At 43.2% G+C, this 21,837-nt stretch carries 21 protein-coding genes; all 21 read left to right on the plus strand.

Annotated elements, in window-relative coordinates:
* Positions 1-262 precede the first annotated feature (262 nt).
* Positions 263-547: a YhdT family protein gene (locus V7137_RS09570; protein ID WP_335697870.1), complete on the plus strand. Its 285-nt coding sequence runs from the start codon at positions 263-265 to the stop codon at positions 545-547.
* A complete protein-coding gene (panF, locus tag V7137_RS09575) occupies positions 544-1,995 on the plus strand; it encodes a sodium/pantothenate symporter (protein WP_335697871.1) in 1,452 nt (483 codons plus the stop codon). The genes V7137_RS09570 and panF overlap by 4 nt, the downstream gene beginning before the upstream one ends.
* A gap of 123 nt (positions 1,996-2,118) precedes the next feature.
* The gene (locus V7137_RS09580; protein ID WP_218347720.1) at positions 2,119-2,337 is read left to right on the plus strand and encodes a DUF2198 family protein; all 219 of its coding nucleotides are present in this window, start codon (positions 2,119-2,121) and stop codon (positions 2,335-2,337) included.
* A 219-nt stretch (positions 2,338-2,556) separates the two neighbouring features.
* The gene (uvrB, locus tag V7137_RS09585; protein ID WP_335697872.1) at positions 2,557-4,536 is read left to right on the plus strand and encodes an excinuclease ABC subunit UvrB; all 1,980 of its coding nucleotides are present in this window, start codon (positions 2,557-2,559) and stop codon (positions 4,534-4,536) included.
* Positions 4,537-4,543: 7 nt separating this feature from the next.
* Entirely contained in the window at positions 4,544-7,417 is a 2,874-nt protein-coding gene (gene uvrA / locus V7137_RS09590; RefSeq protein WP_335697873.1) for an excinuclease ABC subunit UvrA, read from the plus strand.
* Between the two features lie 320 nt (positions 7,418-7,737).
* Complete coding sequence (locus V7137_RS09595; RefSeq protein ID WP_335697874.1) at positions 7,738-8,052, plus strand: DUF4870 domain-containing protein; 315 nt, start codon at positions 7,738-7,740, stop codon at positions 8,050-8,052.
* Positions 8,053-8,092: 40 nt separating this feature from the next.
* Positions 8,093-9,202, plus strand: coding sequence for a DUF4097 family beta strand repeat-containing protein (locus tag V7137_RS09600; protein WP_335697875.1), 1,110 nt, complete (start codon positions 8,093-8,095; stop codon positions 9,200-9,202).
* 16 nt (positions 9,203-9,218) lie between these two features.
* Positions 9,219-9,584: a phage holin family protein gene (locus tag V7137_RS09605; protein ID WP_218347624.1), complete on the plus strand. Its 366-nt coding sequence runs from the start codon at positions 9,219-9,221 to the stop codon at positions 9,582-9,584.
* Between the two features lie 311 nt (positions 9,585-9,895).
* A complete protein-coding gene (gene hprK, locus V7137_RS09610) occupies positions 9,896-10,831 on the plus strand; it encodes an HPr(Ser) kinase/phosphatase (protein WP_335697876.1) in 936 nt (311 codons plus the stop codon).
* A 20-nt stretch (positions 10,832-10,851) separates the two neighbouring features.
* The gene (lgt, locus tag V7137_RS09615) at positions 10,852-11,670 is read left to right on the plus strand and encodes a prolipoprotein diacylglyceryl transferase (RefSeq protein WP_335697877.1); all 819 of its coding nucleotides are present in this window, start codon (positions 10,852-10,854) and stop codon (positions 11,668-11,670) included.
* A gap of 115 nt (positions 11,671-11,785) precedes the next feature.
* The gene (ppaX, locus tag V7137_RS09620; RefSeq protein WP_335697878.1) at positions 11,786-12,430 is read left to right on the plus strand and encodes a pyrophosphatase PpaX; all 645 of its coding nucleotides are present in this window, start codon (positions 11,786-11,788) and stop codon (positions 12,428-12,430) included.
* A 4-nt stretch (positions 12,431-12,434) separates the two neighbouring features.
* Positions 12,435-12,968, plus strand: a complete 534-nt coding sequence (locus V7137_RS09625; protein ID WP_335697879.1) for an acyltransferase — start codon at positions 12,435-12,437, stop codon at positions 12,966-12,968.
* Positions 12,969-13,383: 415 nt separating this feature from the next.
* On the plus strand, positions 13,384-14,556 hold the full coding sequence (locus V7137_RS09630) for an ATP phosphoribosyltransferase regulatory subunit (protein ID WP_335697880.1): 1,173 nt from the start codon (positions 13,384-13,386) through the stop codon (positions 14,554-14,556).
* Entirely contained in the window at positions 14,549-15,193 is a 645-nt protein-coding gene (hisG, locus tag V7137_RS09635; RefSeq protein WP_218347630.1) for an ATP phosphoribosyltransferase, read from the plus strand. The genes V7137_RS09630 and hisG overlap by 8 nt, the downstream gene beginning before the upstream one ends.
* On the plus strand, positions 15,190-16,476 hold the full coding sequence (gene hisD, locus V7137_RS09640) for a histidinol dehydrogenase (RefSeq protein ID WP_335697881.1): 1,287 nt from the start codon (positions 15,190-15,192) through the stop codon (positions 16,474-16,476). The genes hisG and hisD overlap by 4 nt, the downstream gene beginning before the upstream one ends.
* Before the next feature lie 22 nt (positions 16,477-16,498).
* A complete protein-coding gene (hisB, locus tag V7137_RS09645; RefSeq protein WP_218347632.1) occupies positions 16,499-17,086 on the plus strand; it encodes an imidazoleglycerol-phosphate dehydratase HisB in 588 nt (195 codons plus the stop codon).
* 54 nt (positions 17,087-17,140) lie between these two features.
* Positions 17,141-17,767 (plus strand): imidazole glycerol phosphate synthase subunit HisH, encoded by a 627-nt coding sequence (gene hisH, locus V7137_RS09650; protein ID WP_335697882.1) that lies wholly within the window; start codon positions 17,141-17,143, stop codon positions 17,765-17,767.
* Positions 17,764-18,489 carry a 1-(5-phosphoribosyl)-5-[(5-phosphoribosylamino)methylideneamino]imidazole-4-carboxamide isomerase gene (gene hisA / locus V7137_RS09655; protein WP_335697883.1) on the plus strand — a complete coding sequence of 242 codons (726 nt, stop codon included), beginning with the start codon at positions 17,764-17,766 and terminating at the stop codon, positions 18,487-18,489. Before hisH ends, hisA begins: the two co-directional genes overlap by 4 nt.
* A complete protein-coding gene (gene hisF / locus V7137_RS09660; protein WP_335697884.1) occupies positions 18,486-19,247 on the plus strand; it encodes an imidazole glycerol phosphate synthase subunit HisF in 762 nt (253 codons plus the stop codon). Before hisA ends, hisF begins: the two co-directional genes overlap by 4 nt.
* Positions 19,244-19,861 (plus strand): bifunctional phosphoribosyl-AMP cyclohydrolase/phosphoribosyl-ATP diphosphatase HisIE, encoded by a 618-nt coding sequence (hisIE, locus tag V7137_RS09665; RefSeq protein ID WP_335697885.1) that lies wholly within the window; start codon positions 19,244-19,246, stop codon positions 19,859-19,861. The genes hisF and hisIE overlap by 4 nt, the downstream gene beginning before the upstream one ends.
* Positions 19,862-20,062: 201 nt before the next feature.
* Positions 20,063-21,556 (plus strand): tetratricopeptide repeat protein, encoded by a 1,494-nt coding sequence (locus V7137_RS09670; protein ID WP_335697886.1) that lies wholly within the window; start codon positions 20,063-20,065, stop codon positions 21,554-21,556.
* Positions 21,557-21,837: the final 281 nt, after the last annotated feature.

A 21,837-nucleotide genomic window follows, 5' to 3' on the forward strand; every position in this document is an offset into this window, starting at 1 on the left:
TTTGTCCATCGGAACCTTTATGAAAGACATTTTACTTACTGGACGACTTAGTTTTGTCCTTCATAGTTTTTTGAGCACTCCGGTCTATACGTTGATAAACTAACGCTTGCACTTTTTGTACTGAGGGAAACTGTACACAAGAGGATAGGTTTTTTCTTTGCGCGTTTTTTCTTTTTCCGCTAGGATTAAATTGGTTATTTTTTCTTGAATGGTTAAAAATAACATGAATATGTGGAGTGAGTTTGCATCTAGGAGGAGTACAATGAAGAATAGTGAATATCCGCGGGACAAGCGGTTCAAAATTGCTCATAGAGAAGCCGTGATTGGCATTATCCTTGTTTTGATTAATTTTATTTGGTGGTACGGCTTTGCTTATGGGTTAGGATCTGCCAAAGTAAAACATTACACCTACATATTAGGTTTACCCGCTTGGTTCTTTTACAGCTGTATTTTAGGATCGATTGTCATAATTATTCTTGTTATTTTTACGGTAAAGTTTTTATTCAAAGATGTTCCGTTTGAAGAGGAAGAGGGTGAGCGCAAGTGAATTGGGCGGTCATTACTCCTCTCTTGATTTTCTTAGTCATTATTTTTGCTGTGGGCATGTGGTCAAACAAATTTGTCATTAAATCTCATTCTTTCTTAGAGGAGTATTTTTTAGGGGAGCGTCAAATGGGCGGATTTATTCTTGCCATGACAATGGTGGCAACGTATGGCAGTGCCAGCAGCTTTATCGGCGGACCCGGGATCGCATATACCCAAGGGTTGGGATGGGTCCTGCTTGCCGCGGCTCAGTTAGCCACCGGTTATTTCACCTTAATGGTGCTAGGGAAGAAATTTGCGATCATTTCCCGTCAGTATAAGGCTATTACCCTGATTGACTTTTTAAAAGAGCGATATAAAAGTAAAGCAGTCGTATTAATCTCAGCTGCAAGTATCATTATTTTTCTGTTTTCGTCCATGACCGCGCAATGGATTGGGGGAGCGCGTTTAGTAGAAAGTTTAACAGGCCTGCCCTATACAACAGCACTATTAATCTTTGCCTTTTCCGTCCTTATCTTTGTGATTGTCGGCGGCTTTCGTGCGGTTGCAATCACAGATACGATTCAAGGAGTGGTCATGTTTGGGGGTACCTTAATCCTATTAATCGCTACCATTAAAGCGGGTGGAGGAGTCCCAAAAATTATTTCAGATTTAGCAGCAGAAAATCCTAACTTAATCAGTCCCTTCGGTGCCGACCGTAGTTTAACGCCCGCCTTTGTATCCTCTTTTTGGATTTTAGTAGGAATTGGTGTCGTCGGTCTGCCGCAGATTGCAGTCCGAGCAATGTCTTATAAAAATTCCAAGGCGATGCATAATGCAATCATCATAGGTACAATTGTGGTTGGGTTTATTATGCTGGGTATGCACCTTATTGGTGTATTTGCAAGACCTGTACTCCCAGGTGTGAAAATTGGGGATACTGTCATGCCGCTCTTATCAATGAAAGTACTCCCTCCCTATGCTGCGGGCATTGTTCTCGCTGCACCGATGGCAGCGATCATGTCGACAGTGGATGCCTTATTAATTTTAGTCAGTTCAGCATTGGTCAAGGATGTTTATTTAAATTACATCAAGCCGGATGCAGGGGACGACCATATTAAAAAGGTTAGTTTTACAGTGACTGCGGTGATTGGGATTGTAGTGATTCTTCTTTCCTTGAGTCCACCAGATTTAATCGTATGGCTGAACCTGTTCTCATTTGGGGGATTGGAGTCTGTCTTTATCTGGCCGGTTATTTTAGGATTGTACTGGAGTAAGGGGAATAAGTATGGTGCTATCACTTCAATGATTATAGGGCTGGGTTCCTATATTTTATTGGATCAATTTTATCCGAATCCATTTGGTTTACATACAGTAGTCATGCCAATTATCCTTTCCTTCTTAGGATTTGTGCTAGTAAGTGCAGTTACTCAACCCAAGGAAGGGATTATGAGTGTTAGGGCGGACAAATAAGGTGAGACGTATGATAGGCAATTTTCCTATTATTTTTGTTGCAATTTGGTGAATTAATTTTTAGAATAAATTAACAGTAATTAATTGAATGAGGTGTACTTATTGGAAACCGTAATTCGATATATGTCAGCACTTATTCTTCCAGGGCTGCTCGTCTTGCTTTTTACACGGGTTACATACAACCGAGTCATCGGGCTTATCTTAACTGTAGCCCTGATTGCCACGTCCGTATATAAAGGATATACCAACTCTTTTATGGTTATTGTGGTCGATGCTTTCTCGTTAACTGCAGGTTTTTGGATTGCTGATAAAATGAAGCAAAGGGTATTGAAGAAGACCTAGACAATGAAATAATTATGTGAGTCTGTCAGAAAACTGGCAGGCTTTTTTGTTTTATTTCGCTAAAGTCGAATATTCGTTCGCATATTATTGGTTTGTTTTTAGGGGAATGTGGTAGAATGTTAATATGAATTTTAGAGGATACACTTTCCAGCAACCATCCCGGTCTATTATTGAAGTACATATGCTGAAAAGTGATTGATTTTACGGGAGGGAAAAATCGTGAAAGATCAATTTGAATTAGTGTCAAAGTACTCGCCCCAAGGGGATCAGCCTGAGGCGATTAGACAATTAGTTGAGGGGATTAGGAACAATAAAAAACAACAGACACTGCTTGGTGCCACAGGTACGGGTAAAACATTTACGATTTCCAATGTGATTAAAGAAGTAAATAAACCAACGCTTGTCATTGCCCACAACAAGACCCTAGCAGGTCAACTCTACAGTGAGTTCAAAGAATTTTTTCCAAACAATGCCGTTGAGTATTTTGTCAGTTACTATGATTACTTTCAGCCGGAAGCTTACGTTCCACAGACAGATACCTTCATTGAAAAAGATTCAAGTATCAATGATGAGATAGATAAATTGCGTCACTCTGCGACATCTTCGTTATTCGAACGCAAAGATGTGATTGTAATTGCTTCGGTTTCCTGTATTTATGGTTTGGGTTCTCCTGAAGAATATCGGGAAATGGTGTTATCCCTTAGAACAGGAATGGAAGTAGAGCGCAATCAGTTGCTGCGCCGTTTAGTCGATATCCAATATGACCGGAATGATATTGATTTCAAACGGGGAACTTTCCGGGTCCGTGGAGATGTTGTTGAGATTTTCCCTGTTTCTCGTGATGAGCATTGTCTTCGTGTCGAGTTTTTTGGCGATGAAATCGATCGGATCCGTGAGGTCGATGCGCTCACAGGAGAGATCATTGGCGAACGAGAACATGTGGCAATTTTTCCAGCCTCCCACTTCGTAACAAGGGAAGAAAAGCTGAGAATAGCCATTGCGAATATTGAAAAGGAACTAGAAGAACGCTTAGAAGAATTACGAGCGGACGATAAATTGCTCCAAGCACAAAGGCTAGAACAACGGACTCGCTATGATCTTGAAATGATGCGTGAAATGGGATTTTGCTCAGGAATTGAAAATTACTCACGCCATTTAACATTAAGAGGAGCTGGGTCAACGCCTTATACACTGCTTGATTATTTTCCAGAGGACTTTTTGATGGTAATTGACGAGTCGCATGTAACCTTGCCACAAGTAAGAGGAATGTTCAATGGGGATAAAGCACGGAAACAGGTGCTTGTCGATCATGGCTTTCGTCTGCCCTCAGCGCTTGATAACCGGCCATTAATGTTTGATGAGTTTGAAAAGCATATTCACAATATCATCTATGTTTCGGCCACACCTGGTCCCTATGAACTCGAGCATACACCAGAAATGGTTTCGCAGATTATCCGCCCGACAGGACTCTTGGATCCAACCATTGAAGTCCGTCCAATTGAGGGGCAGATTGATGACTTAATTGGTGAAATTCACGAACGGGTTAGGAAAAATGAACGGGTGCTTGTGACGACGCTGACGAAAAAAATGTCTGAGGACTTAACAGATTATCTGAAGGAAATCGGCATTAAAGTTCAATATTTGCATTCAGAGGTTAAGACGCTCGAACGGATCGAAATTATTCGTGAACTTCGCCTAGGGAAATATGACGTTCTTATCGGGATTAACCTGCTCCGGGAAGGCCTTGATATCCCTGAGGTTTCGCTGATTACAATCCTTGATGCCGATAAAGAAGGCTTCCTCCGTTCTGAACGTTCGTTAATTCAAACGATCGGCCGAGCCGCCCGGAATGCCCATGGACATGTCATCATGTATGCAGACAAAATTACGAATTCAATGGAATTAGCGATAACAGAAACAAGACGGCGCCGTGCCATCCAGGAAGAGTACAATCGAAAGCACGGAATCGTCCCAATGACGATTCAGAAGGATATCCGCGACGTCATTCGTGCTACACACGCAGCAGAAGAGCAGGAAGAATACAAACCAGCGGCATCCTTCAGCAAAATGTCGAAGAAGGAAAAAGAGAAACTGATTGCCACGATGGAAAAAGAAATGAAAGTCGAAGCAAAAGCGCTTAATTTCGAACGTGCTGCTGAACTTCGTGATTTATTATTGGAACTAAAAGCGGAAGGATGACGGAACAATGGCAATGGAAAAACTGATTGTGAAAGGCGCCAGAGCCCACAATTTAAAAAATATAGATGTCACCATTCCGAGAGATAAGCTTGTTGTCTTAACGGGACTTTCCGGGTCTGGAAAGTCCTCGCTTGCCTTTGATACGATTTATGCAGAGGGGCAAAGGCGTTATGTCGAATCGCTTTCTGCCTATGCTCGGCAATTCCTTGGCCAGATGGATAAACCGGATGTCGATGCCATTGAGGGTCTCTCCCCAGCTATCTCCATCGATCAAAAAACAACAAGCCGTAACCCCCGTTCAACAGTTGGGACGGTGACTGAGATTTATGATTATTTACGGTTATTATTTGCAAGGGTTGGGCATCCAACCTGTCCGATTCATGGAATTGAAATCTCCTCACAAACGATTGAACAGATGGTCGACCGGATTTTGGATTTTCCAGAGCGGACCAAAATGCAAATCCTTGCCCCGGTGGTATCGGGCCGGAAAGGAACCCACGTAAAGGTGCTCGAGGATATTAAAAAACAAGGATTTGTCCGTGTTCGTGTAGACGGGGAAATGCTTGACCTTGGCGATGACATCGAACTAGAAAAAAACAAAAAGCATTCAATTGAGGTAATTATTGACCGGATTGTCGTCAAGGAAGGGGTTGCAGCAAGGATTGCCGATTCCCTCGAGACAGCTTTAAAGCTGGGCGAAGGGAAGGTCATTGTTGATGTAATTGGCCAGGAGGAACTGCTGTTCAGTGAAAATCATGCCTGTCCGCACTGTGGTTTTTCAATTGGAGAACTGGAACCACGGATGTTTTCTTTCAACAGTCCTTTTGGCGCCTGCCCAGAATGTGACGGGCTTGGTTCTAAGCTCGAAGTCGATGTTGACCTTGTTATCCCAAATCGCGATTTGACACTAAAGGAGCACGCGATTGCCCCGTGGGAACCAACAAGCTCACAGTACTACCCGCAACTCCTTGAGGCAGTATGTGATCATTTCGGCGTCGATATGAATATCCCTGTCAAGGATATCCCTGAACACTTGTTGGAAAAAGTACTTTATGGTGGCGGCCGTGAAAAAATCTATTTCCGCTATGAAAATGATTTTGGTCAGGTTCGAGAGGGCAATATTGAATTTGAAGGCGTCATCCGCAATGTCGAGCGCCGTTACAAAGAGACAAGTTCGGATTACATCCGTGAGCAAATGGAAAAATATATGGGCCAGAAGCCATGTCCAACATGTAAAGGCTATCGTTTAAAAAAAGAAACCTTGGCCGTGCTAATTAATGGCCGCCATATTGCCCATGTCACCGACCTTTCGATTGAAGAAGCGCATCAATTTTTTGCAGAATTAAATCTTTCGGAAAAAGAGATGCAAATTGCCAAATTAATTTTCCGTGAAATTAGTGAAAGGCTGGGCTTTTTAATTAATGTCGGTCTCGATTATTTAACATTGAGCCGGACGGCTGGCACCCTTTCCGGTGGTGAGGCCCAGCGGATCCGCTTAGCCACGCAAATCGGTTCGCGTTTAACCGGTGTTCTCTATATTTTGGATGAACCATCCATTGGATTACATCAGCGCGATAATGACCGCTTAATTGGGACGCTGCAAAACATGCGTGATATCGGCAACACCTTAATTGTCGTCGAGCATGATGAAGATACCATGATTGCTGCCGATTACTTGATTGATATTGGTCCGGGTGCTGGGGTTCATGGCGGGGAGGTTGTTTCAGCAGGAACACCTGCAGAAGTGATGGCTGACCCCAATTCTTTAACAGGCCAATACTTATCCGGGAAAAAGTTTATCCCTCTGCCGCTTGAACGGCGTAAACCGGATGGCCGCTTTATTGAAATTAAAGGAGCGACGGAAAACAATTTAAAAAATGTCAATGTGAAGCTGCCGCTTGGGATGTTTATTGCTATTACGGGTGTGTCTGGATCAGGGAAGAGTACTCTCATTAACGAAATCCTACATAAATCCTTGGCACAAAAGCTTCATCATGCAAAAACTAAGCCCGGTGAACATAAGAGTATTAAAGGTATCGATTATTTAGAGAAAGTCATCGATATCGATCAATCGCCAATTGGCAGAACACCACGTTCGAATCCCGCTACGTATACAGGGGTTTTCGATGACGTTCGTGATGTGTTTGCGAACACAAACGAGGCGAAGGTCCGCGGTTATAAAAAGGGACGCTTCAGCTTTAATGTAAAAGGCGGACGCTGTGAGGCATGCCGCGGCGATGGGATCATTAAAATTGAAATGCACTTCTTACCGGATGTATACGTGCCATGCGAAATTTGTCATGGCAAGCGCTATAACCGTGAAACCCTTGAAGTAAAATATAAAGGTAAAAATATTTCTGACATTTTGGATATGACTGTGGAAGCTGCTGTTGAATTTTTCGAAAACATTCCAAAAATCAGCCGCAAGCTGCAAACCATCCTCGATGTCGGTCTTGGTTACATCACACTTGGCCAGCCGGCAACAACTCTATCTGGAGGGGAAGCCCAACGTGTAAAACTTGCTTCGGAGCTGCACCGCCGTTCACAAGGGAAATCTTTCTATATACTAGATGAGCCAACAACAGGTCTTCATGTAGACGATATTTCGCGTTTGCTTGTTGTGTTGCAGCGCTTAGTTGAAAATGGCGACACGGTTCTCGTGATTGAGCATAACCTTGATGTCATAAAGGCAGCGGATTATCTTGTTGATCTAGGCCCTGAAGGCGGCGACAAAGGCGGAACAATCGTCGCAACCGGAACACCAGAAAAAGTGGCGGAAGTCCCTGAATCCTACACAGGAAAATACTTAAAGCCAATCCTTGAGCGTGATCGACTCCGGATGAAACAGCAAATTGAAGATAAGAGTGCCATAAAAGCATAAGAAGTATGGAAGAGCTGAAATTCATGAGAATTTCGGCTCTTTTTTTATGGAGTCTTTATAGTCGTAACTCCTTCGATTGTGGTGATTGGCGGAATAATTGGGTGAAACGGCGGAATAAGTTCAGAGTTTGGCGGAATAAAATCTTAGATAGGCTGAATTCCGTTTCATGTTGGCGGAATTCCGGCTCCAAATGGCGGATTCCGTATTTCATGTGGGTATGTACGGCAGTGACCAACGGAGTGCATTTTTATTTATCAAAAATACGAAACTTTCTAGATTCGGTTTTCGTAAATAAGGGAATAAAGGAGTTGAGCGCAGAAATGGAGACAAGAAAAGTTCTGTCAAGTTTGTGCTATTTTAGTATTTTTTTCGCAGGCTTTCTATTTCCACTAATCGTCTATTTTGTTTCGGGCGATGAAGTGACAAAAGCACATGCAAAAAAATCACTACTATCACATTTAATTCCATTAATCCCTACAGCATTAATGGTTTTCACAATTTTAAATGATATTTTTACAATGCCTGATAAAATCTCTGTAACGACGATTATAAGTCTGGTTTTATTATTGCTCACGTGGTGTATTGTTGTCGTTTGGAACATAATCAAAGGCGTAAAGGTATTAATTTCTGAATAAGCTTGAAATGAGACAAATTTATGATTCTGAGGTGGTAATGATGAAAGAGGAAAAAAAGCGGATTTTAAAAATGGTGGAAGAAGGAAAGCTAACCGTCGACGAAGCTGTCACATTGCTGGATGAATTAGAAAAGGCAAAACAAACGATGGAAGAGAAGCAAGCAGAGATTGTTCATGAGCTCTCCACAGCAGTAAATTTTGAAGAGGCCAAGAAGGAAGATCCTTTCCAGGCGAAATTCCAAACGACAAAGGAGAAGATTTTTGATTTTGTCGATTCAGCATTGAAAAAAATCAAAGATTTTGATTTTGATTTGAACTTTGGTCATTCCGTCGAAATCTCCCATATTTTCCACCAAGGTGATGCTGACCTGAAAGAGGTCGATATAGACGTGGCGAATGGTTCCGTTAAAATTGCCGCATGGGAGCAACCGGATGTAAGGATTGAGTGCCAAGCAAAGGTGTTTCGGGTTGAAAACTCGGACCAAGCAAGACAGAACTTTTTAAGAGATACTATTTTTTCAGTTGATCAACAAAAACTACGTTTTATGACGCAGCAAAAATGGATGAAAGTAGATTCAACCATTTATGTGCCGAAAGCTCAATATGATCGGATGCGAATCAGAATATTTAACGGGTCTGTCACCGGAGAAGAAATGAATGTCGATGACCTCAGAGTGAAAACGGCGAATGGGAAAATAAATCTTGACCGTGTCTATGGAAAAAAAGCAGAGGTTGAAACGGCAAATGGAAAGATTAATATAATTAACAGTGTGATTGATGATCTCGAGGCAGAGACTATTAACGGGGCAATTAAACTCGATGGTGATATCAAACGGGTTGAAGCCCAGTCCTTTAATGGGAATATCAGCTATCATCTCAGAGGAAAGCGAACGGAGTCGATCCAAGTCAAAGCGACAACTGGTGGGATCGACCTCTTCATCCCAGATGGCCTGCCAGTAAATGGGGAATTAAAAACAAATCTTGGCGGATTTAATGTGGAACTCGTGGGTGTTCAAGTGCTTGAGGAGAAAAGTGAAATGATTCAAAAATCGCTTCGCTTTAAATCCATTAATCATCCTGATAAAATGATGAAGATTTATGTAGACACTAAAACGGGATCCGTTGCAATTCATAAATCACAAGAAAATTAACTAGGAGATGCCGAAAATGAGATGGCTGATTGGATGTTTGATTAATGCGGTGTTGTTTATGGCACTAGCGGGTTATTTTCACGAAAGTTTTCAACTAACAGGATTCATGGCCGCACTTCAGGCAAGCATTTTATTGTCCATCTTAAATCTTTTGGTACGCCCGCTCCTGATTCTGTTCACTTTGCCAGTGACAGTGTTAACGTTGGGGCTTTTCCTATTAGTAATCAATGCGATTACACTAGAGCTTACAGATTATTTGATGGGCGAAGCCTTTGAGATTTCCGGTTTTGGGATGGCCATCTTCTTTGCCATACTGATGTCGCTCGTAAACTTGATTATTCAAAAAACGCTGCTCCAGCCATCACGGAAATCAAAAGATTAATATTTTTGAGAGAAGGGTGTTCACTTAAAAGAGTGTACACCTTTTTTTGCTGGTAAAAGCACCCACGTGCAGCCCATCTAATTTTTTAGACATGAAAGTATGGTTATTCATTAAAAAATGCTAAAATAAGTGGAAATGGAATTAAACTATGTTTTTAAATTTTATTACTGTCTAGCTCCAGGCGCCATCGGCTCGATGGTCTACAGCCAATCCGTCATGAAGGTTAAAGGTCAACCTCTCTGCCGGCTTGTCTTATGCTTGTCGCCGATAAGCAGGCGCCTTACGCTTTTCTAGTTAAGGAGGATATTTCCTTGCCAAAAGTACGTACCAAAGATATAGTCGAGAAATTTAATCTTGAATTAGTTAGTGGTGAAGAGGGAATTAACCGTCCCATCACCATGAGTGATATCTCACGTCCTGGAATTGAAATGGCGGGATATTTTGAATTTTACCCAGCGGAACGAATTCAGTTATTAGGTAAAACAGAACTCTCTTTTTTTGAAATGCTGTCCGATGCTGAACGAGCATCTAGAATGGACCGTTTATGCACCGATATCACTCCAGCAATCATTGTCACTCGGGATATCGAGGTACCCATCGAGTTGATTGAAGCGTCCGAACGGGAATCAGTCCCCGTTCTACGAGTGGGCATGAAGACAACACGTTTTTCCAGCCGCCTTACGAATTACCTAGAAAGTAAGCTCGCACCAACGACTGCTGTCCATGGCGTATTGGTGGACGTGTATGGTATCGGGGTGTTAATTACCGGAAAAAGCGGTGTCGGTAAAAGCGAAACTGCTTTGGAATTGGTCAAGCGCGGCCACAGGCTCGTGGCAGACGATTGCGTTGAAATTCGCCAGGAGGACCAGGATACATTAGTCGGAAATTCTCCGGATTTAATCGAGCATTTACTTGAAATTCGCGGCTTAGGGATTATCAATGTGATGACCTTGTTCGGAGCTGGGGCAGTTCGAAGTAATAAACGCATTACCCTTGTTATGAATCTAGAAATTTGGGACTCGAAAAAACAATATGACCGCCTTGGTTTAGATGAAGAAACAATGAGAATCATTGACACGGATGTACCAAAACTGACCATCCCCGTTCGTCCAGGACGAAATCTCGCTGTTATTATAGAAGTAGCATCTATGAATTTCCGTCTGAAACGAATGGGTGTAAATGCAGCCCAGCAATTTACGGAACGCCTGTCTGATGTCATTGAAGACGGGGATCATGACGAGATTTAAAAGGAAGAGGAGATAGAGAGATGAACGAAACGATACAACCGCTGAATCCGATTGCCTTTACACTTGGACCGATCTCGGTGCATTGGTATGGAATAATTATTGGCTCAGGTCTGGCCCTTGCCTTGTACCTTGCTATAAGGGAAGGAAATCGAAGAGGATTAGAGAAAGACACCTTTGCAGATTTAATGCTATGGGCAATTCCGATTGCGATTATTTCTGCCCGGATTTATTACGTGATTTTTGAATGGAAATATTATGTCAATCATCCGGCGGATATCCCGCAAATCTGGAATGGAGGCATTGCTATCCATGGCGCCCTGATTGGCTCCGTCCTCACCACCTATGTATTTGCCAAAAAGCGTGGACTCTCTTTCTGGAAAATTGCTGACATTGCGGCCCCGAGTATTATTCTTGGGCAAGCGATTGGCCGGTGGGGAAATTTCATGAACCAGGAAGCACATGGTGGGGAAGTAACAAGAGCTTTCCTAGAAAACTTACATTTGCCAGAATTTATCATCAATCAAATGTATATTAATGGGGCGTATTATCATCCAACGTTCCTTTATGAATCGCTCTGGGACTTTGCTGGCTTTTTCCTATTACTTTTCCTTCGCCGAGTTAATTTCCGCCGTGGGGAATTGTTCCTTACGTATGTGATTTGGTATTCAATAGGCCGCTTTTTCATCGAGGGCTTGCGAACCGATAGTTTAATGCTTGGCAGCCTTCGGATGGCGCAAACCATTTCATTTGCATTAGTGGTGGGTGCACTGATGATTCTGCTCTATCGTCGGACTAAACAGCTGACAGACAGGCGTTATTTAGACCAAGAAAACAGTTAATTGTCAGGTTTATTAAGAGGGTCTTGGAGCAATTGCTCTTTCTCTCATTCTACACCTAATATTTTTCCAGACCCATTTGGAAACACTCGGGGCTCATAATGAAAGGAAGCTACCTATGACTAACAAAATAACGACCATTCTTTTTGATTTAGATGGGACATTAATAGATACGAATGAATTAATTATTACAACTTACCTGCATACGCTTGAAAAGTATTTTCCAAGCAAGTACAAGCGTGAGGATGTCCTGCCGTTTCTCGGACCGACGCTGCACGAAGCGTTTGGCAGCATCGACCCTGATCTTGTTGAGGAACTGATTTTAGAATATCGAACCTTTAACATTGCCAACCATGATAAATTGGTGCGGGAATTTGTTGGGGTCTTTGAAACCGTACAGACCTTAAAAGAAATGGGCTATAAGCTAGGTGTTGTCACTACCAAACGTCATGATGTGACTCTGAAGGGTCTACGCCTCATGAACCTTGAGGCCTTTTTTGAAGTAGTTGTGACCTATGATCATGTCAGTAAGACAAAGCCAGATCCTGAGCCTATTTTTAAGGCATTGGAACAACTGGACTCTACTCCTGAAGAGACGATGATGGTCGGCGATAATTACCACGATATTTTAGCAGGCAAGAATGCCGGGACGGTAACAGCCGGTTGTGCCTGGTCAATTAAAGGTAGAGACTATATTGCAAAATATGAACCAGATTATATTCTTGAGAATATGGCTGATTTATTAACTATCCTCGGAGAGTGAGAAAATGAGGAATACGACCCGCTACCCAGTTGAAGGAGCGAATTCTTTATGGCATGTCTACAAGACTGTGCCTTTTTGGAAGGTTGTCAAAAATTTTATAGTGATTCAATTGGCCCGCTACACGCCATTTTTGGGGTTGAAAAATTGGCTGTATCGGGTGTTCCTGGGGCTTAAGGTTGGCGACCAAACCTCCTTCGCATTAATGGTCATGCTGGATGTGATGTTTCCAGAAAAAATCAGTGTTGGCCGCAATACGGTGATTGGATATAACACGACCATCCTTGCCCACGAATATTTAATAAAAGAATACAGGCTCGGTCCTGTTGTGATTGGCAGCGAAGTGATGATTGGTGCGAACTCTACCATCCTTCCAGGGATTACAATCGGGGATGGGGCTATCGTCTCTGCTGGGACCCTTGTCCATAAGGATGTTCCTCCAGGAGCATTCGTCGGGGGCAATCCGATGCGGGTCATATATACAAAAGAAGAATTGGCTGAGCGCTGGGCCAATGATTCCATTTATGGTCGAAAAAAATAAAATATTGAAATTTTTTAAGTCTGGTTTTCGCAACCAGGCTTTTTTTATAGTAAACTAACTGTTAAAATTGTCGTTTCGCGGCAAAATTCAGAAACTTAGCGGAATTCCTAACGTTGTTGGCGGATATACGCAGAGATTTGGCGGAATCTTCCCACAGTTTGGCGGAATTCCATCTGAATCTGACAGTATCCACCCCGTGTTGATCAGAACCCAAAATCAATTTGGTGAATCCATCCCGTGTTGGGCAAAATCCCCTTAAATTTGAAGGAAAGCCATCTCAAAAGTTTTTCATTGACGAATACTACCACTAGGGGTAAACTAAAACTACTTTAATTCATTATCACATTAGCAGACTAAAGGATTTAAAAAATTTAAACTTAATAATAAAGTAATCTAACTATAAAGGATGAGCTTGATGAGTCGCTTGTTTATGTTTGAAAAGCCTCTGGGCATGAGAGACACGCTTCCGGAGTTATATGAGAAAAAACACCGTGTCCGCACCTTAATGGAAGACACCATCAAATTATGGGGGTGCCAATTTATTGAAACACCCACACTTGAATATTACGAAACAGTCGGATCGGCATCGGCCATTCAAGATGCCCAGCTGTTTCGATTGCTTGATAAACAAGGACATACATTGGTACTAAGGCCTGACATGACCGCGCCAATCGCCAGAGTCGCAGCCTCGAAACTTTTACACGACGATATGCCGCTTCGGTTAGCTTACTCTGCCAATGTTTTTCGTGCACAGCAGCGTGAAGGGGGCCGGCCAGCTGAATTTGAACAAATCGGCGTGGAATGCTTAAATGACGAAACGGTTTCGTGCGATGGTGAGGTCATTGCCATGCTCATTTCTTCATTGAAAAAAACAGGATTGTCTGAGTTCCAAGTATCGATCGGACATATTGGTTTTGCCCAAGAATTATTTTTACAAATCCTTGGAACCGATGAGCGGGCTGATTCTTTAAGAAGATTTTTATATGAAAAAAATTATGTTGGCTACCGTGAGCATGTGAACTCTTTATCACTATCATCGATTGATAAACAAAGACTTCTTCAATTCCTTGATTTAAGGGGAGGGATTGAAGTCATCGGCAAGGCATTCGATTTGATTGAAAATGAGCAAGGCAAGCTGGCTCTTTTACAGCTTAAGGAATTATGGGAATGCCTTAACGACTATGGTGTTGGGGATGAGGTCAAATTTGATTTTACAATCGTCAGCCATATGAGCTACTATTCAGGGATTTTATTTGAAGTATACGCAGGGAATGTCGGCTTTCCAATCGGAAATGGCGGCCGGTACAGCTTAATAGAGAAGTTTGGAAAAAAAGCAAGTGCCACTGGGTTCGCTGTGCATCTCGATCGGCTCCTAGAGGCGCTTGGAAACGACGAAGTGGAAAATGCTGTAACCTGTATTATTTTCAGCCATGAGCGCCGCAAGGAAGCCTTTCAATTAGCTGAAAAGCTGCATGAGGAAGGAAAGCGGACTGTGCTTCAGGATATCAACGGCGTCAAAAATATCGATGCCTTTACAAAGAAATTTGCGGATACTACCTACTTACTCGGAGGGCGTGCCGATGAATAATATACTAACAATTGCCATGCCAAAGGGGCGGATTTTTGAAGAAGCGGCTGACCTGCTCAGGAAAGCCGGTTATCAACTTCCGCCGGAATTTGATGATTCACGAAAGTTAATTATTGAGGTTGAAAACGAGGGTCTTCGGTTTATTTTAGCAAAGCCGACAGATGTTCCTACCTATGTAGAGCATGGTGTTGCCGACATTGGCATTGCCGGTAAGGATGTCTTGCTAGAGGAGGAACGTGATGTTTACGAGCTCCTCGACTTACGAATCAGCGCTTGTTATTTAGCGGTGGCTGGTCTTCCTGGGACCAAGATGAATGATGTAGCCCCTAGAGTTGCAACGAAATATCCGAATGTGGCGGAAGCCTATTTTCGTGAACAGGGGGAACAGGTTGAAATTATTAAATTAAACGGTTCGATCGAACTTGCTCCGATTATCGGCTTATCGGACCGTATCGTCGATATTGTTTCCACGGGCCGGACGATGAGGGAAAATGGTCTTGTTGAGTACGAGCGGATTGTCGATGTCACTTCACGACTCATCGTTAATCCTGTCAGCTACCGCATCAAGGATACGAAGATTGATGAACTGGTCACCCGGCTTAGTAAAGTTGTTTCGATGGAGGTTAATGAAAAATGAAAATAGTAAGAGTAAATGACCTCGTCTCGATCAAGCGATCGATTGAGTCAGGTACCTCCGAACAGGTAGAGGTGGTAAAAGAGATAATTGCAGCTATTCGTACGCGCGGCGATGAAGCATTACGGGAATATACAGAGAAACTCGACCGTGTTCACTTAGCCTCTTTTTCCGTCACTGAAAAAGAAATAGAGGCTGCTTACAAGCAGATAGATGAGCGTTTTATAGCGATTGTTAGGGAAGCAGCCGACAATATTCGCTCCTTCCATGAAAAACAGCTGCGGCCTTCATGGATGACGACCGAAGAAAATGGAACCGTCCTAGGTCAAAAAATCACTCCGCTCGATTCTGTCGGGGTATATGTGCCAGGCGGAACCGCCGCCTACCCATCCTCCGTTCTGATGAACGTACTTCCGGCGAAAGTAGCCGGTGTGAAACGGATTGTGATGGTATCACCACCGGATGATCAAGGTCAATTACCAGCTGCCGTCCTTGTTGCGGCGAGGGAAGCAGGCGTTGAAGAAATTTATAAGGTGGGAGGAGCCCAAGCGATTGCGGCACTTGCCTATGGAACTGAATCGATTCACTCTGTCGATAAAATTACTGGTCCCGGAAATATTTATGTTGCATTAGCAAAACGAGAAGTTTATGGGGATGTTGACATTGATATGATTGCCGGTCCAAGCGAGATTGCGATTTTGGCAGATGAAACGGCAAGACCAGATGAGGTTGCGGCCGACTTATTATCACAGGCTGAGCACGATCCACGCGCCTGCAGTGTTCTCGTTACACCATCGAGTGTCCTGGCCGAAGCGGTTGCCGTAGAAGTCGAAAAGCAACTAGAACAACTGCCACGAAAAGACATCGCCGCCCGTTCGATTGCCGATTATGGTGCCATTTACCTAACGGAAACCATCGAGGAAGCGATTGACACCGTCAATCAATTAGCTCCAGAACATTTAGAGATCATCACTGAAAATGCGATTGAACTACTTGGGAAAATTCGACACGCAGGTGCGATCTTTATCGGCCGTTATAGCTCTGAGCCGGTTGGTGACTACTTTGCCGGTCCTAATCACGTTCTTCCTACAAATGGAACGGCACGTTTTTCGAGTCCGTTGAATGTGGACGATTTTCAAAAAAAATCAAGTGTGATTATCTACAGTCAAAAAGCAATAGAGGAGAATGGTGCTAAAATTGCGGAGTTTGCTCGCAAGGAAGGGCTCGAGGCCCACGCACGGGCAGTTGAATACCGCTTAAAAAATGACGGCAAATTATCGTATTGACAATATATAGGGGGTCCCTTTCATGGAAAGAATCGCAAGTATTGAACGGAACACGAATGAAACACAAATTCAATTAACGTTAGATGTGGATGGAGACGGTCAGTCGAATTTAGAAACAGGTGTACCGTTCATGACCCATATGCTTGATTTATTCACCAAACATGGACAATTCAATCTGACAGTGAATGCAAATGGGGATACAGAAGTAGACGATCACCATACCACAGAGGATATCGGAATTTGTCTTGGACAGGCGCTGCGTGAAGCATTAGGTGACAAACGTGGTATTAAGCGCTACGGAAATGCATTTGTACCGATGGATGAAGCGTTGGCACAGGTGGTCGTAGACCTTAGTAATCGTCCGCATCTTGAAATGCGTGCAGAGTTCCCCGGACAAAAGGTGGGTACATTTGATACCGAACTAGTTCATGAATTCTTATGGAAACTTGCACTCGAGGCACGGATGAATCTCCATGTCATCGTACATTACGGCAAAAATACACACCATATGATCGAAGCCGTCTTTAAAGCGCTGGGACGGGCCCTTGACGAAGCCACAACCATCGACCCACGCATCAAAGGCGTTCCATCGACTAAGGGAATGCTCTAGAAGAAAATTAGTGGTGTCAGGCACTATAATAGGCACTGTGAAAGGAATGGTAGGATGATTGGCATTGTTGACTATGGAATGGGCAATCTGTTTAGTGTTAGCAAGGCACTGGAACGGCTGGGTGCGGAGTATTTTATTTCTGCGGATAAGGGTGAGCTGCTAGCTGCAGATGCCTTGCTTCTTCCTGGTGTGGGCTCTTTTCGTGATGCGATGGAACGTTTGCCAGTGGAGACGATTAAGGATTTTGCGGCAACGGGTAAACCGCTGCTTGGCATCTGCCTTGGGATGCAGCTGCTATTTGAAAATAGTGAAGAAAATGGACTGACAGAAGGTTTGGGATTGTTACCCGGCAGTGTTCGTCGTTTTCCAGGGAAAACACCGGATGGACAGACCTACAAAGTTCCGCATATGGGCTGGAACCGGCTTGAATTTGTTCAAGAATCGCCTCTATTAAAAAATCTAGATGAGGATTATGTCTATTTCGTTCATTCCTATTATGTGGATGCGGAAAACTCAGATGTTTTACTGGCAAAGGCCAATTATCACGAACAAGTATCTGCTGTGGTTGGCAGAGACAATATTTTTGGGATGCAATTTCATCCGGAGAAAAGCAGCAAGCTGGGCATGGCCCTTCTCGCTAATTTTTTACAAATGGTGGAGGAAAGGAAGGCAATCCGATGAGTTTAACGATTTATCCAGCAATTGATATGCGCGGCGGCAAGTGCGTCCGACTCCTTCAAGGGGACTACGACCAGGAGACCATTTACGGGGACTCACCATTTGATATGGCCAAGAGTTTTGCTGCAGATGGTGCCGAGTGGATTCACATGGTCGACCTTGATGGGGCAAAGGATGGCAAGCGGGTTAATGACCGGTTTGTGATTGAAGCAGCGCAAAAATTACAGGTCAATATTCAGATTGGCGGCGGCATTCGTTCAGAGGAGGATATCCTCCACTATCTTGAGAGTGGTGTGAACCGCGTCATCATTGGAAGTATTGCCGTTTCCAACCCCGAATTTGCCATCGAGATGATCAAAAAATACGGCGGAAAAATTGCGGTCGGCCTTGATGCCAAAAACGGTTATGTCGCAACACATGGATGGCTGGATACTTCCGAACTAAAAGCGGTTGAACTCGGCAAGCGCTTTGCAGAAGCTGGGGCAGAGACATTTATCTTTACCGATATTGCTACGGATGGGACACTAGCAGGTCCGAATATTGCCGCTGTCTGTGAAATGGCCGAAGCGACCGGGAAAAATGTCATTGCCTCTGGCGGGGTAAGCAGTCTAGGCGACCTAAAAGCAATTGCTTCTAAGGGGATTCAAGGAGCGATTGTGGGAAAAGCCCTTTATGAAAACCGCTTCACTTTAAAAGAGGCCCTGAAAGAGGTGGGCACACGATGACATTAACAAAAAGAATCATCCCCTGTCTCGATGTAAAGGACGGACGGGTAGTAAAAGGGATACAATTTGTGCAGCTGCGCGATGCCGGAGACCCCGTGGAACTGGCGCGCTTTTACGATGAGCAGGGAGCAGACGAACTCGTTTTTCTAGATATCTCTGCATCCGTTGAAGGCCGGAAAACAATGGTTGAAGTCGTTAAAGCCGTCGCTTCGGAGCTGGCGATTCCGTTTACCGTTGGCGGGGGCATTAATGCTTTGGAGGATATGAAAAGAATCTTACGCGCTGGGGCAGATAAGGTATCGCTGAATACAGCAGCTGTCCTTAATCCGGGCCTTATTAAGGAAGGCGCCAGCTACTTTGGTTCACAATGCATCGTTGTCGCAATTGATGCAAAATACGATGAAGCAGTTGGAACGTGGCGCGTATTTACGCATGGCGGCAGGACACCTACTGACAAACTAGTGATTGAATGGGCAGTAGAAGCGGCGCAGTTGGGAGCGGGGGAAATTTTACTAACGAGCATGGATAGTGATGGCGAAAAAAATGGGTTCGATCTTGAACTGACGAAGGCAGTAAGTGAAGCAGTAACCATTCCAGTCATTGCCTCAGGCGGGGCTGGAAATTCGGAACATTTTGAAGAAGCATTCTTAGCCGGAAAAGCAGATGCTGCTCTAGCTGCGTCTATTTTTCACTATAAAGAGACATCCGTTCATGAAGTAAAAAGCTATTTACGGGAAAAAGGAGTGACGGTTCGATGAATGTCCGGTTTGATGAAAAAGGGTTAGTGCCCGCAATTATTCAAGATGCAGGGACAAAAGAAGTATTAACACTCGCTTATATGAATGAGGAATCGCTCGCCAAAACGATTGAAACGGGGGAAACATGGTTTTACAGCCGTTCCCGTCAGGAATTATGGCATAAAGGAGCAACGAGCGGTAATACACAGACTGTTGTCAGCATCAATTATGACTGTGATCAAGATGCGTTGTTGGTCCTTGTTTATCCGAAAGGTCCTGCCTGCCATACCGGTGCGGTGAGTTGTTTTTCAGAACGGGGCTATACGGGGACATCGAGTCTGGCAGACTATCAGATCTTACAATCGCTTGAAAAAGTAATCATCGACCGTGAACGTGAACGACCAGAAGGAGCATACACAACCTATCTATTTGAAAAAGGCGTCGATAAGATTTTGAAAAAAGTCGGCGAAGAAGCGTCTGAGGTGATCATCGCTGCCAAGAACCGTGATGCTGAGGAGCTCCGCTGGGAAGCTGCAGATTTGCTTTACCACTTGCAGGTATTGCTGGTTGAACAAGGCCTTCCATTTAAAGAAGTACTCAAAACGTTAGAAGAAAGACACAAGGACCGGTCGTAAATTGACCGGTTTTTTCGTGGTTTTGTAGATAGTATTAAATTTTTGTAGATATTCTTCAAAAATTTTTAGATATCCCCTCAAAATGTGCAGATAAAATTTGGTTTGAATATTTGCAATTTGTCAAACAGCTTGGAATCCCTTCTCGAACTACTTCCAGATGTGGTATACTACATTAGTTATGTTAAAAATGTGGAGGACTTCATGGGTAAAGACGCGAAAGCAAGAATGCATATGGGAAAATTACTTACATTTGTTCCTACGGGGGAATATTATTTCACGAAGGGTTTAAAGGCATTCCATCGACGTGATTTTAACAAAGCAAAAAAATATCTTGGGCGAGCGATGCAGCTTGAGCCGGGTGAACCGATGATAATATGCCAGTTGGCGCTTGTGTCAACAGAACTTGGCGAGTTTGAAAATTCCAACCGACTCTTGCACCTCATCCTTGAAGATCTAGATCAAGAAATGGTCGAATGCCATTATTTTTTGGCCAATAATTACGCCCATTTGGGATTTTTTAAAGATGCTTATCACCACGCCAAACTGTATTTACAGCTGGACCCCGATGGTGACTTTAGCGATGACACAGAGGATTTACTAGATGTACTTTCATTTGAGTCGGAAGATCTTGAGGATGATCTATATCAGCAGGATGACTTAATCGTTAAACAAGAACAGGCTCGTGACCTGCTCGAGTCGGGTTATTTTCCAAAGGCAATTGAGCTGCTAAAAGATGTCGTCAAGGACTATCCAGAGTATTGGTCTGCGTATAACAACTTGGCACTCGCCTATTTTTATTTAGGAAAGACCCAAAAGGCGGAATCCATTTTAGCGGACGTTTTAGAACGGAATCCAGGAAATTTGCATGCCTTATGTAACCGGCTTGTATTTGCTTATTATCAGGGACAGGCAAGAAATGTTGCGGGAATGATTGACACGTTAAAGAAAATTCAACCGCTTCTAAGTGAACAGCAATTTAAGCTTGGGGCCACGTTTGCTTTAGTAGGAGAATATGACCTAGCTTATTTATGGCTGAAAAAATTATATAAGTACGGCTTTGATGGAGATGGCCCGTTTTACTATTGGCTTTCCCATTCTGCCTATTTCACTGGTAATGAGAATTTTGCAAAAAGCGTCTGGAAAAAGGTGTTGGAACTGAATCCTGATAAAGAAGGCTCCGAACCTTGGAATAAAGAAAATGGGCAAGCAAACGGTTTTGAAGACCATTCTGGTTCCATTTTTCAAAAACTGGACAGCGACTATGTGGAAGAGCGCTTATTCGCTCTATTTCTTACGACCGTTTCGAGTAAAAAAGAAGAAATAATCACCTCCAAGCGGCTCTTACAAAATCAAAAATTTACGCGCTTGGAAAAAGAATATATCTCGTTGATTCGTTCAGGAAAACCTTCTAAGACCGCAGATGCACAAGAAGTTGCCGAACTTTTTTATGAAACTCATCAACCAATTGGTACGATTGAGGCTGGTTTATATCTCATGTGGTTTTCTGTGTTTGTCGAGGTATCCAAAGACAGCCTCCAATTGAAAAATAAACGTGCTTGGGCCGGAGCCGTGGAGTATGTGTGGCACAAACTTCGCAGTGAAAGAATTTCCCAGCAAGAGGTAGCTGACCGCTATGGGATTTCCCCAGCAACCATTGGTAAATATATAAAGATAGTCAATAACTATTTGAATTAGGCTGTTTTCGCATAAATTGTTGTTTTTCGTATAGGTTCATCAATCCGTATTTCTATTTGCTTCGTGGCATCTTTTCGTAAGTAAATACGTTTCTTAGTAAATGGCCCTAATTATGGATTCAAAAGTAACAAAGTTTACGAAAGAGCCTTAATTAAGCATATTGATGGACGATAAAACATTTGTTATATACGATTAAGTAAGGGAACAATATACTTAATCGTATTTTTTTATATAGGGAGTGTTTTAACATGTCTGAAGAAAAAATTTATGACGTTATTATT

It is taken from the genome of Neobacillus drentensis (assembly GCF_036962765.1).
Lineage (GTDB): Bacteria > Bacillota > Bacilli > Bacillales > Cytobacillaceae > Neobacillus > Neobacillus drentensis_C.